The sequence below is a fragment of the Streptomyces sp. MUM 2J genome (assembly GCF_022414535.1).
Taxonomy (GTDB): domain Bacteria; phylum Actinomycetota; class Actinomycetes; order Streptomycetales; family Streptomycetaceae; genus Streptomyces.
Genome location: NZ_JADWYM010000006.1, coordinates 186,245 through 198,910 on the forward strand (window position 1 = coordinate 186,245; position 12,666 = coordinate 198,910).

Annotated in this window: 10 protein-coding genes and 1 tRNA gene; 9 read left to right on the plus strand and 2 right to left on the minus strand. The window is 69.0% G+C overall.

Going from position 1 to position 12,666, the window contains the following annotated elements; translation table 11 throughout:
• Position 1 precedes the first annotated feature (1 nt).
• Both I3F54_RS08670 and I3F54_RS08675 read right to left on the minus strand, forming a co-directional pair.
• Positions 2 to 1,033, minus strand: coding sequence for an adenosine deaminase (locus I3F54_RS08670; RefSeq protein WP_240118048.1), 1,032 nt, complete (start codon positions 1,031 to 1,033; stop codon positions 2 to 4).
• A 125-nt stretch (positions 1,034 to 1,158) separates the two neighbouring features.
• Positions 1,159 to 2,385 (minus strand): pyridoxal phosphate-dependent aminotransferase, encoded by a 1,227-nt coding sequence (locus tag I3F54_RS08675; RefSeq protein WP_240118049.1) that lies wholly within the window; start codon positions 2,383 to 2,385, stop codon positions 1,159 to 1,161.
• Between the two features lie 283 nt (positions 2,386 to 2,668).
• On the opposite strand from I3F54_RS08675, the gene I3F54_RS08680 reads away from it, so the two are divergent.
• The 9 genes from I3F54_RS08680 to rpoB all read left to right on the plus strand — a co-directional run bounded on the left by I3F54_RS08680 (position 2,669) and on the right by rpoB (position 12,599).
• Positions 2,669 to 2,741, plus strand: a tRNA-Trp gene (locus I3F54_RS08680).
• Positions 2,742 to 2,849: 108 nt separating this feature from the next.
• A complete protein-coding gene (secE, locus tag I3F54_RS08685; RefSeq protein WP_240118050.1) occupies positions 2,850 to 3,134 on the plus strand; it encodes a preprotein translocase subunit SecE in 285 nt (94 codons plus the stop codon).
• Between the two features lie 80 nt (positions 3,135 to 3,214).
• Positions 3,215 to 4,072 (plus strand): transcription termination/antitermination protein NusG, encoded by an 858-nt coding sequence (nusG, locus tag I3F54_RS08690; protein WP_240118051.1) that lies wholly within the window; start codon positions 3,215 to 3,217, stop codon positions 4,070 to 4,072.
• A gap of 432 nt (positions 4,073 to 4,504) precedes the next feature.
• Positions 4,505 to 4,939 (plus strand): 50S ribosomal protein L11, encoded by a 435-nt coding sequence (gene rplK / locus I3F54_RS08695; protein WP_205382417.1) that lies wholly within the window; start codon positions 4,505 to 4,507, stop codon positions 4,937 to 4,939.
• 82 nt (positions 4,940 to 5,021) lie between these two features.
• Positions 5,022 to 5,747: a 50S ribosomal protein L1 gene (gene rplA / locus I3F54_RS08700; protein WP_240118052.1), complete on the plus strand. Its 726-nt coding sequence runs from the start codon at positions 5,022 to 5,024 to the stop codon at positions 5,745 to 5,747.
• Positions 5,748 to 6,396: 649 nt separating this feature from the next.
• The gene (locus tag I3F54_RS08705) at positions 6,397 to 7,224 is read left to right on the plus strand and encodes a DUF1396 domain-containing protein (protein WP_240118053.1); all 828 of its coding nucleotides are present in this window, start codon (positions 6,397 to 6,399) and stop codon (positions 7,222 to 7,224) included.
• Positions 7,225 to 7,535: 311 nt separating this feature from the next.
• Positions 7,536 to 8,066, plus strand: a complete 531-nt coding sequence (gene rplJ, locus I3F54_RS08710; RefSeq protein ID WP_110629788.1) for a 50S ribosomal protein L10 — start codon at positions 7,536 to 7,538, stop codon at positions 8,064 to 8,066.
• A 114-nt stretch (positions 8,067 to 8,180) separates the two neighbouring features.
• Positions 8,181 to 8,567 carry a 50S ribosomal protein L7/L12 gene (rplL, locus tag I3F54_RS08715; protein ID WP_240118054.1) on the plus strand — a complete coding sequence of 129 codons (387 nt, stop codon included), beginning with the start codon at positions 8,181 to 8,183 and terminating at the stop codon, positions 8,565 to 8,567.
• Between the two features lie 549 nt (positions 8,568 to 9,116).
• Positions 9,117 to 12,599, plus strand: a complete 3,483-nt coding sequence (gene rpoB / locus I3F54_RS08720) for a DNA-directed RNA polymerase subunit beta (protein ID WP_240118055.1) — start codon at positions 9,117 to 9,119, stop codon at positions 12,597 to 12,599.
• Positions 12,600 to 12,666 lie beyond the last annotated feature (67 nt).

The window sequence follows — 12,666 nt, forward strand, 5'->3', positions numbered from 1 at the left end:
CTCAGCCGGCCAGCCAGTCGTCCACGCCCGACAGCAGCTTGTCCCGCACGCCGTCCGGTGCCGCCGAAGCCCGGATCGACTGGCGGGCCAGCTCGGCGAGCTCCTCGTCGGTGAAGCCGTGGTGCCGGCGGGCGATCTCGTACTGCGCCGCCAGCCGGGAGCCGAACAGCAGCGGGTCGTCCGCGCCCAGCGCCATCGGCACGCCCGCCTCGTACAGGGTGCGCAGCGGCACGTCCTCCGGCTTCTCGTACACCCCCAGGGCCACGTTGGAGGCCGGGCACACCTCGCACGTCACCCCGCGCTCGGCGAGGCGCCGCAGCAGGCGGGGGTCCTCCGCGGCCCGCACGCCGTGCCCGACCCGGTGGGCATGCAGGTCGTCCAGGCAGTCCCGCACCGACGACGGCCCCGTCAGCTCGCCGCCGTGGGGTGCGGACAGCAGCCCGCCCTCCCGGGCGATGTGGAAGGCGCGGTCGAAGTCCCGGGCCATGCCGCGGCGTTCGTCGTTGGACAGCCCGAAGCCCACCACGCCCCGATCGGCGTAGCGCACCGCGAGCCGGGCCAGGGTGCGCGCGTCCAGGGGGTGCTTCATGCGGTTCGCGGCGAGAAGGACCCGCATGCCCAGCCCCGTGTCGCGGCTCGCCCTCTCCACGGCGTCGAGGATGATCTCCAGTGTGGGGATCAGACCGCCCATCCGGGGCGCGTACGACGTCGGGTCGACCTGGATCTCCAGCCAGCCCGAGCCGTCCGCCAGGTCCTCCTCCGCGGCCTCCCGGACCAGCCGCTGGAGGTCCTCGGGTTCGCGCAGGCAGGAGCGCGCCGCGTCGTACAGCCGCTGGAAGCGGAACCAGCCCCGCTCGTCCGTCGCCCGCAGCCGCGGCGGCTCCCCGCCGGTCAGTGCCTCGGTCAGGGCCTCCGGCAGGCGCACGCCGTACTTGTCGGCGAGTTCCAGCACGGTTCCCGGCCGCATCGATCCGGTGAAGTGCAGGTGCAGGTGGGCCTTCGGCAGCCCAGAGAGATCACGTACACGCTCCATCCCAGGATCCTGCCGCATGCCCGGGCGGTCCCGGTAGCGCATTCCCCGAACGTGGCCTTGCTCGCACAAACGAAGGGGCCGGTGCCCCGGGAAGGGGACACCGGCCCGTACGGGTCCGGGGGACGTCAGTCCCTGGCCTCCGCCAGCAGCTTCTGGAGGCGGCTCACGCCCTCGACGAGGTCCTCGTCACCGAGCGCGTACGACAGGCGCAGGTAGCCCGGGGTGCCGAACGCCTCACCCGGTACGACCGCGACCTCGGCCTCCTCCAGGATGAGCGCGGCCAGCTCGACGGTGTTCTGCGGGCGCTTGCCGCGGAGCTCCTTGCCGAGCAGGCCCTTGACCGACGGGTAGGCGTAGAACGCGCCCTCGGGCTCCGGGCAGAGCACGCCGTCGATCTCGTTCAGCATCCGCACGATGGTCCGGCGCCGCCGGTCGAAGGCCTCGCGCATCCGCTCCACGGCCGACAGGTCGCCGGAGACCGCGGCCAGCGCGGCGACCTGGGCGACGTTGGACACGTTGGAGGTGGCGTGCGACTGGAGGTTCGTGGCGGCCTTGACGACGTCCTTCGGGCCGATGACCCAGCCCACGCGCCAGCCCGTCATGGCGTACGTCTTGGCGACGCCGTTGACGACGATGCACTTGTCGGCCAGTTCGGGCACGACCACCGGCAGCGAGTGGAACGCGGCGTCGCCGTAGACGAGGTGCTCGTAGATCTCGTCCGTGAGGACCCACAGCCCCTTCTCCGCCGCCCAGCGGCCGATCTCCTCGATCTGCTCGCGGGTGTAGACGGCGCCGGTCGGGTTCGACGGCGACACGAAGAGAAGCACCTTCGTGTTCTCGGTGCGGGCGGACTCCAGCTGCTCCACGCCCACCCGGTAGCCGGTCGTCTCGTCGGCGACGACCTCGACCGGGACACCGCCGGCCAGGCGGATCGACTCCGGGTAGGTCGTCCAGTACGGGGCCGGGACGATGACCTCGTCGCCCGGGTCCAGGATGGCGGCGAAGGCCTCGTAGATGGCCTGCTTGCCGCCGTTGGTGACGAGGATCCGGGTGGGGTCGACCTCGTAGCCCGAGTCACGCAGCGTCTTCGCGGCGATCGCGGCCTTCAGCTCGGGCAGGCCGCCCGCCGGGGTGTAGCGGTGGTACTTCGGGTTCTTGCAGGCCTCGACGGCCGCCTCGACGATGTAGTCGGGGGTCGGGAAGTCGGGCTCGCCCGCGCCGAAGCCGATCACCGGCCGTCCGGCGGCCTTCAGAGCCTTGGCCTTGGCGTCCACGGCGAGGGTGGCGGACTCGGAGATCGCGCCGATGCGGGCCGATACCCGGCGCTCGGTGGGAGGGGTTGCAGCGCTCATGCCGCCCATGGTTTCAGACCGGAAACGAGCCCGGCACGCGGGTTTCACAGACTGAACAGCACAGGGGACAGGAGCGAACAACAGTCCGGAACCCCGCCCCGGCCTGGCTGATCTTCCCTCCCTTTCCCGCCGATCTTGCGCTTCCGGGGCCCTCACGGGCCCTTTCTGTTCGACGGGGCGCTTCGGACCACGTACACTCTCACCTCGTTGGCCTTCGGCAGCCGTGCCCCAGTCGGTGCACACCAAGCACCCGACCGGATGCGGTACGTTGGGGGACACACAAAGGGTCGTAGCTCAATTGGTAGAGCACCGGTCTCCAAAACCGGCGGTTGGGGGTTCAAGTCCCTCCGGCCCTGCTACACACACCTTCGCCAGGATGTGTGCGCATGTACGTACAGCAATGCACCGCCGTGCGGCTCAGACCGGGCGCGGCACGGCCACGACCCGGGATCAGGTGAGGACGAATGGCGGACGCCGTGGGCTCCATCGACACGCCTGATGCCCAGGATGAGGCGCCGGAGTCGAAGAAGACCCGCAAGGGCGGTAAGCGCGCCAAGAAGGGCCCGCTGAAGCGCCTCGCGCTCTTCTACCGACAGGTCGTCGCGGAACTCCGCAAGGTGGTCTGGCCGACGCGGAACCAGCTGACGTCGTACACGACAGTGGTGATCTTCTTCGTCGCCGTCATGATCGCCCTGGTGACCGTGATCGATTATGGGCTCAGCCACGCGGCCAAGTACGTCTTCGGCTGAGCCGAGAGCGAAGGGCGCCGAGGTATCCGGCGCCCGTTTCGCGTGTTCCACCCCTCTGTATCCAGGAAGAAGCAGCCACCGTGTCTGACCAGAACCTGAACGACGCCGTCGAGCCTCGCGCGGAGGACGTCGAGTCCGTCGACGACGAGCTCGACATCGTCGAGGGCGCGGACGAGGACCTGGACGAGGTCGAGGCTGCCGACGCCGAGGCGGGCAAGCCCGCCGAGGAGGCCGCGCTGCACACCGAGGAGACGGCCGAGGGCACCGAGGGTGCCGAGGACGCCGTCGACCAGGTCGAAGAGGCGGAGGAGGCCGAGCCGGTCGACCCCGTCCAGGCCCTGCGTGATGAACTGCGCACCCTGCCCGGCGAGTGGTACGTCATCCACACCTACGCCGGCTACGAGAACCGCGTGAAGACCAACCTGGAGCAGCGCGCCGTCTCGCTGAACGTCGAGGACTACATCTTCCAGGCCGAGGTGCCGCAGGAAGAGGTCGTCCAGATCAAGAACGGCGACCGCAAGACGATCAAGCAGAACAAGCTGCCGGGCTACGTCCTGGTCCGGATGGACCTCACGAACGAGTCCTGGGGCGTCGTCCGCAACACCCCCGGTGTCACCGGTTTCGTGGGCAACGCCTACGACCCGTACCCGCTGACGCTGGACGAGATCGTCAAGATGCTCGCCCCGGAGGCCGAGGAGAAGGCCGCCCGCGAGGCCGCGGAGGCCGAGGGCAAGCCGGCGCCGCAGCGCAAGGTCGAGGTCCAGGTGCTGGACTTCGAGGTCGGCGACTCGGTCACCGTCACCGACGGCCCCTTCGCCACGCTCCAGGCGACGATCAACGAGATCAACCCCGACTCCAAGAAGGTCAAGGGCCTGGTGGAGATCTTCGGCCGCGAGACGCCGGTCGAGCTGTCCTTCGACCAGATCCAGAAGAACTAGCTTCGCGATCATCCGGCAGAGCCCCTGCCCGGCGGGAAACCGCCGGGCAGGGGCTCTGCCGCGTCCCGGGGCCGCCCCGGCGCCCGTCCGGGCGCCTGCCGGAGGCGGTCACCTTCCCGCCCCGCGGCGGAACGCGTCCGCGGCTGCCGGTGCGGCCGTGCGGTGCGGCCGTACCGGCGAGCGGGTGCCGTGGTGCGTCCGTGGCGTACGGGCCCGCGCGACCTGGGCCGAGGACCGTCCGGGGCGCCGCGCGCCCCCGGTCGCGGATGACCGTGGCCGGGGTCGGTGCGCACCCCCGGCGCTCTCTCTGACCTGGCCGATTTCGTGCCGCGGGGTGCTGGCGGCTATCGTTGTGCGGTATGCCATCTGCGGGATCATGCATCCGAATGGCGCAGACGGTACTCAACCTCTCAGTAAGGACCCGGAGAGAGCATGCCTCCCAAGAAGAAGAAGGTCACGGGGCTCATCAAGCTCCAGATCCAGGCCGGCGCAGCCAACCCGGCCCCGCCGGTCGGCCCGGCGCTGGGTCAGCACGGCGTCAACATCATGGAGTTCTGCAAGGCCTACAACGCCGCGACCGAGTCGCAGCGCGGTTGGGTCGTGCCGGTGGAGATCACGGTCTACGAGGACCGCTCCTTCACCTTCATCACCAAGACGCCGCCGGCCGCGAAGATGATCCTCAAGGCTGCGGGTGTGGACAAGGGCTCCGGCGAGCCGCACAAGACCAAGGTCGCCAAGATCACCGAGGCGCAGGTCCGCGAGATCGCCCAGACCAAGATGCCCGACCTGAACGCAAACGACCTGGACGCCGCCGCGAAGATCATCGCCGGCACCGCCCGGTCGATGGGCGTCACCGTCGAGGGCTGACCCCAACCACCCCCAGCAGAAGCACGTGGCGGGGCCTGCTCGGCCCGGACCACGACTCCTAGCCACAACACAGGAGACAGAAGTGAGCAAGCGCAGCAAGGCTCTCAAGGCTGCGGACGCCAAGGTCGACCGGGAGAAGCTCTACGCCCCGCTCGAGGCCGTCCGTCTCGCCAAGGAGACCTCCACGACCAAGTTCGACGCCACCGTCGAGGTCGCCTTCCGTCTGGGCGTCGACCCGCGCAAGGCCGACCAGATGGTCCGTGGCACCGTGAACCTTCCGCACGGCACCGGTAAGACCGCCCGGGTCCTGGTCTTCGCGACCGGCGACCGTGCCGAGGCCGCGCGTGCCGCGGGCGCCGACATCGTCGGTGCCGACGAGCTGATCGACGAGGTCTCGAAGGGCCGCCTGGACTTCGACGCCGTCGTCGCCACCCCGGACCTCATGGGCAAGGTCGGCCGCCTCGGCCGCGTGCTCGGTCCGCGTGGTCTGATGCCGAACCCGAAGACCGGCACCGTCACCCCCGACGTGACCAAGGCCGTCACCGAGATCAAGGGCGGCAAGATCGAGTTCCGCGTCGACAAGCACTCGAACCTGCACTTCATCATCGGCAAGTCGTCCTTCGACGACTCGAAGCTGGTGGAGAACTACGGCGCCGCGCTGGAGGAGATCCTCCGTCTGAAGCCGTCCGCCGCCAAGGGTCGCTACATCAAGAAGGCCGCCATCACCACCACGATGGGCCCCGGCATCCCGATCGACCCGAACCGCACCCGCAACCTCCTCACCGAGGAGGACCCGGCCGCGGTCTGAGCCCGACGGCTCACCGAAGTCGGTCACGGGCCCCGCACCCTCTGGGTGCGGGGCCCGTTCCCGTTCAGCGGGACACCACCACCGGGCCGCCGTGGAGACCAGGAGGCCAGGGGGATCACGGGGGTCAGGAGCCGCGGGGACCGAGGGGAGGCGATGCGCCTTTCCGCTCGTCGGGCGCGGCGGCCGTCCGCGGATCCTCCCGACCCTGCAGAAGACCGTCCAGCCGTCCAGCCGTCCAGCCGTCCAGGCGCCCAGCTGTACCGGCGCCTCGGCCGTCCCTGCCGCCTCCGCCCGCCCTGGCCTGGTCGCCGTCCTGGCCGCGAACGCCGCTGTGACGGCGCACAGGGCCCGGACGGCGCGAGAGACCGCGGGACGGCCCGAGGGAGCGAGTTCGCCTGCTCCGGGAGCCCCCACAGGGCGCACAGCGCCCACAGCGCGCCTGAGGTCCCCGTGCGAGCGGCTCACCCCGCCCTCCACGGCGTCGGGCCGCAGTGACGACCCCGCCGGCCGTCGGCGCCGCGGACCGCGCGGGGAAGAAGGCGACGGGTACGAGCGGTCCGCCGGAAACGGCGCGACCAGCCGGTAACAAGGCGGATATGGTCATGACATCGCTGCCGTGCACCGACCATGTCGTTCCTGGGGGGAACCAATGAAGCCTGCCGCACCCGCCGTCGCCGTCGCCACGCTGCTCCTGGCCGGAGCCGTCGGCTGCTCCGCGGGGGACGCGTCACCGGAGATGGAGCCCGCCGCCGCGGCGGTCGCCAGGGCCGCGAAGTCCTCCGACGGCATCACGTCCTTCCGCTACCGGATCACCGGCACGGTGCCGGAGACGGGCCGGGTGCACGGCGAGGCGGCGATGAACGTCGAGCCGCTCGCGATGAGCATGCGGATGACGGCCGAGGACCGGGCCGACGACGGCCAGGTGGAGATCCGGCTCGTGGACGGCGCCATGTACATCGGCGGGGGCGCCGAGGCCGCCAAGGAGACGGACGGCAAGAGCTGGATCAAGTTCGACCTGTCCGCGACGGGCGCGGACGGGGAGCTCAACAGCGAGCAGCTCGGCGGCGGGCAGGCCGGCAAGAACCCGGCCGCCGAGTCCACCTTCCTCACCGGCTCCAAGGACGTGAAGAAGGTCGGCAGCGAGACGGTCGAGGGCGTGCGGACGACCCACTACAACGGCACCGTCACCCTCGACGCCCTGGAGAAGTCCTTCGACAAGGCCGACAAGGCCACCCGTGAGAAGCGGCAGAAGAGCATCGAGCAGTACGAGAAGATGGGCGTCGACCGGCTCACCATGGACCTGTGGGTCGACGGCGACGACCACACCAAGCGGTTCCGTATGCGCGGCGACGCCGACAAGGGCCCGCTCGACATGACGATCACGTTCTTCGACGTCAACAAGCCGGTGACCGTCGCTGCCCCGCCCGCCCGGGACGTCGCCGACCTCGCCGAGATGATGAAGGACGGCGGCGCCTGAGGGCTCGCCGCCCCGCGAGCGGGTGCCGTACGAGCGGATTTGCCTGACGGCGGCCCGTTCCCTTACTCTCCTCGGGAAGCCAAAGACCGCTGGTCGTTGCCGTGCCCCTGCCGGGGCTCGGTGGCCGAAGGATCCGCTGACAATGCGGACGACCCGCGCAGGTGACAGTGGAAGAACTCCCGGCGTGCACGTGTGACGCGTGTGTGACCGGTCGAGTCCGCCCCGTGCGCCTGCGCCGGGGCGTTTCGTTTTACCCCAGTCCTCCTTCGGGTCCGCGCGGTCCGAATCACCCGGAAGGAGGCCGAGGCTCTATGGCGAGGCCCGACAAGGCTGCCGCGGTTGCCGAGCTGACGGACAAGTTCCGCAACTCGTCGGCTGCCGTGCTGACCGAGTACCGGGGTCTCACCGTGGCGCAGACCAGGAAGCTGCGTCTTGCACTCGGTGAGAACGCCCAGTACGCCGTGGTGAAGAACACGCTGACCAAGATTGCGGCCAACGAGGCCGGGATCACGACGCTGGACGACCTGTTCAACGGTCCGACGGCTGTCGCCTTCGTCACCGGTGACCCGGTGGAGTCGGCGAAGGGTCTCCGTGACTTCGCCAAGGAAAACCCGAATCTCGTCATCAAGGGCGGTGTCCTTGACGGCAAGGCGCTGTCCGCCGACGAGATCAAGAAGCTTGCGGACCTCGAGTCCCGCGAGGTTCTGCTCAGCAAGCTGGCCGGTGCCTTCAAGGCGAAGCAGTCCCAGGCTGCCTCCGTCTTCCAGGCGCTGCCGTCGAAGCTCGTCCGCACCGTGGACGCGCTGCGCGCCAAGCAGGCCGAGCAGGGCGGTGCCGAGTAACTCGGCTCGCACCCCGGCCCCCGCTGCCCGAACGCGGAGGCCGACGCGGGCCGACGTACGCCCGCCTCATCCAGTACATCCGGCACCTGCCGATTTAGTGGAAGGACCGCCATCATGGCGAAGCTCAGCCAGGAAGACCTGCTCGCGCAGTTCGAGGAGATGACCCTCATCGAGCTCTCCGAGTTCGTGAAGGCCTTCGAGGAGAAGTTCGACGTCACCGCCGCTGCCGCCGCCCCGGTCGTCGTCGCCGGTGCCGCCGGTGGCGCCGAGGCCGCCGCCGTCGAGGAGCAGGACGAGTTCGACGTCGTCCTCACCGGCGCCGGCGACAAGAAGATCCAGGTCATCAAGGTCGTGCGTGAGCTGACCTCCCTCGGCCTGAAGGAGGCCAAGGACCTGGTCGACGGCACCCCGAAGGCCGTCCTGGAGAAGGTCAACAAGGAGGCCGCGGACAAGGCCAAGGAGGCCCTCGAGGGCGCCGGCGCCTCCGTCGAGGTCAAGTAAGACCTCCGCGACCTCCGCGACCGCGAGACAGGCCCCGCAGGATCTGTAACGCGAGCGCACCGAAGGGCGATCATCCATCCGGGTGGTCGCCCTTCGGCGTTCCCCGGGGCCCGGCGCGGGCCGCCTTGCACCTGTGAGCGCGAGGGGTAAGGTGATCTTCGTCGTGTCTCCGGAAGCCCCGGTTCGGGCAAGGGGGGCCTTGACGAACCGCACGCAGCGCGCAATTCTCAGGACGCGTCGTCACAAGGATCCGAATCCGAGGCATGGATCGACGGCGAAGAGGGCAGTATCAACGTGCGTTGAGGGCAGACATGCCGCAGGCGTTGAGAACAGTGGGAGTCTCAGTACATCGGGACTGGACATCAGTGTGCCATGTGGCTACACTGACCCTTTGCGCTGCCTGTTAGCTGTCCCCTGCCCGTCACCAGGGGTCTGCCCTCACTCGAGCACTGACCGACAGATGGTCTCCGACCTGGGACTTCTGTCTCTGTGTACGGGTGAGGGGCCGGTACGCGCGTAGTGAGTCCGAGCCCTCGGAAGGACCCCCTCTTGGCCGCCTCGCGCACTGCCTCGACCGCGAATACGAACAACGGCGCCAGCACCGCCCCGCTGCGCATCTCCTTTGCAAAGATCAAGGAGCCTCTCGAGGTTCCGAACCTGCTCGCGCTGCAGACCGAGAGCTTCGACTGGCTGCTCGGCAACACCGCCTGGCAGAGTCGGGTCGAGGAGGCTCTCGAGAACGGTCAGGACGTCCCCACCAAGTCCGGCCTCGAGGAGATCTTCGAGGAGATCTCCCCGATCGAGGACTTCTCCGGGTCGATGTCGCTGACCTTCCGCGACCACCGCTTCGAGCCGCCGAAGAACTCGATCGACGAGTGCAAGGAGCGCGACTTCACCTACGCCGCGCCGCTCTTCGTCACGGCCGAGTTCACCAACAACGAGACCGGCGAGATCAAGTCCCAGACGGTCTTCATGGGCGACTTCCCGCTCATGACGAACAAGGGCACCTTCGTCATCAACGGCACCGAGCGTGTCGTGGTGTCGCAGCTGGTCCGGTCGCCGGGTGTCTACTTCGACTCCAGCATCGACAAGACGTCCGACAAGGACATCTTCTCCGCCAAGATCATCCCGTCCCGGGGTGCCTGGCTGGAGATGGAGATCGACAAGCGCGACATGGTCGGCGTCCGCATCGACCGCAAGCGCAAGCAGTCCGTGACCGTCCTGCTCAAGGCGCTCGGCTGGACGACCGAGCAGATCCTCGAGGAGTTCGGCGAGTACGAGTCCATGCGCGCCACCCTGGAGAAGGACCACACCCAGGGCCAGGACGACGCGCTGCTCGACATCTACCGCAAGCTGCGCCCGGGCGAGCCCCCCACGCGCGAGGCCGCGCAGACGCTGCTGGAGAACCTGTACTTCAACCCCAAGCGCTACGACCTCGCCAAGGTCGGCCGCTACAAGGTCAACAAGAAGCTGGGTACGGACACCGCGCTCGACGCCGGCGTCCTGACCGTCGAGGACATCATCGCGACGATCAAGTACCTGGTGAAGCTGCACGCGGGCGAGGCCGAGACCACCTCCGAGTCCGGCCGGACGATCATCGTCGAGACCGACGACATCGACCACTTCGGCAACCGCCGCATCCGCAGCGTCGGCGAGCTCATCCAGAACCAGGTCCGCACCGGCCTGGCCCGGATGGAGCGCGTCGTGCGCGAGCGCATGACGACGCAGGACGTCGAGGCGATCACGCCGCAGACCCTGATCAACATCCGGCCGGTCGTCGCCTCCATCAAGGAGTTCTTCGGCACCAGCCAGCTGTCCCAGTTCATGGACCAGAACAACCCGCTGTCGGGGCTGACGCACAAGCGTCGTCTGAACGCCCTCGGCCCGGGTGGTCTCTCCCGTGAGCGGGCCGGCTTCGAGGTCCGCGACGTGCACCCGTCGCACTACGGCCGCATGTGCCCGATCGAGACGCCGGAAGGCCCGAACATCGGTCTGATCGGCTCGCTGGCCTCCTACGGCCGGGTCAACGCCTTCGGTTTCATCGAGACCCCGTACCGCAAGGTCGTCGAGGGCCGGGTCACCGACGAGGTCGACTACCTGACCGCCGACGAGGAGGACCGCTTCGTCATCGCGCAGGCCAACGCGCCGCTGACGGAGGAGATGCTCTTCGCCGAGAACCGCGTGCTGGTCCGCCGCCGCGGCGGCGAGGTCGACTACGTCCCCGGCACCGACGTGGACTACATGGACGTCTCGCCGCGCCAGATGGTGTCGGTCGCGACCGCCATGATCCCCTTCCTGGAGCACGACGACGCCAACCGTGCCCTCATGGGCGCGAACATGATGCGCCAGGCCGTTCCGCTGATCCAGGCGGAGTCCCCGCTCGTCGGCACCGGCATGGAGTACCGCTCCGCCGTCGACGCCGGCGACGTCGTCAAGGCCGAGAAGGCCGGTGTGGTCCAGGAGGTCTCCGCGGACTACATCACCACCGCCAACGACGACGGCACGTACATCACGTACCGGCTGGCCAAGTTCTCCCGTTCCAACCAGGGCACCTCGGTCAACCAGAAGGTCATCGTCAACGAGGGCGACCGCCTCATCGAGGGCCAGGTCCTCGCCGACGGTCCCGCCACCGAGAACGGTGAGATGGCGCTCGGCAAGAACCTCCTCGTGGCGTTCATGCCGTGGGAGGGCTACAACTACGAGGACGCCATCATCCTCAGCCAGCGCCTGGTGCAGGACGACGTCCTCTCCTCGATCCACATCGAGGAGCACGAGGTCGACGCCCGTGACACCAAGCTGGGCCCCGAGGAGATCACCCGGGACATCCCGAACGTCTCCGAGGAGGTCCTCGCCGACCTCGACGAGCGCGGCATCATCCGCATCGGCGCCGAGGTCGTCGCCGGCGACATCCTCGTCGGCAAGGTGACCCCGAAGGGCGAGACCGAGCTGACGCCGGAGGAGCGCCTGCTGCGCGCGATCTTCGGTGAGAAGGCCCGTGAGGTCCGTGACACCTCGCTGAAGGTGCCGCACGGCGAGACCGGCAAGGTCATCGGCGTGCGTGTGTTCGACCGCGAGGAGGGCGACGAGCTGCCCCCGGGCGTGAACCAGCTGGTCCGCGTCTACGTCGCGCAGAAGCGCAAGATCACCGACGGTGACAAGCTCGCCGGCCGCCACGGCAACAAGGGCGTCATCTCCAAGATCCTGCCGATCGAGGACATGCCGTTCCTGGAGGACGGCACCCCGGTCGACATCATCCTCAACCCGCTCGGTGTCCCGTCCCGGATGAACCCGGGACAGGTCATGGAGATCCACCTCGGCTGGCTCGCCTCCCAGGGCTGGAAGGTCGAGGGCAGCGAGGAGTGGATGGAGCGCCTGAAGGCCATCGGCGCCGACGACGTCCCCGCCCGGACCAACGTCGCCACGCCGGTCTTCGACGGTGCGCGGGAGGACGAGCTGGCCGGCCTGTTCGACTACGCCCTGCCCAACCGCGACGGCGACCGCATGATGCTGCCGTCCGGCAAGGCGCGGCTGTTCGACGGCCGTTCGGGCGAGCCGTTCCCGGACCCGATCTCCGTCGGGTACATGTACATCCTCAAGCTGCACCACCTGGTCGACGACAAGCTGCACGCCCGGTCGACCGGTCCGTACTCGATGATCACCCAGCAGCCGCTGGGTGGTAAGGCGCAGTTCGGTGGCCAGCGCTTCGGTGAGATGGAGGTGTGGGCCCTTGAGGCCTACGGCGCCGCCTACGCGCTCCAGGAACTGCTGACCATCAAGTCCGACGATGTCACCGGCCGCGTGAAGGTCTACGAGGCCATCGTCAAGGGCGAGAACATCCCCGAGCCCGGCATCCCCGAGTCCTTCAAGGTGCTCATCAAGGAGATGCAGTCGCTCTGCCTGAATGTGGAGGTGCTGTCCAGCGACGGTATGTCCATCGAGATGCGCGACACCGACGAGGACGTCTTCCGCGCTGCGGAGGAGCTCGGCATCGACCTGTCCCGGCGCGAGCCGAGCAGCGTCGAAGAGGTCTGACGGGAGTCCGGTAGGGGCCTCGCCGCCGTGCGAGGCCCCGCCGACCCCCAGGCCCCCGTTTCAGACC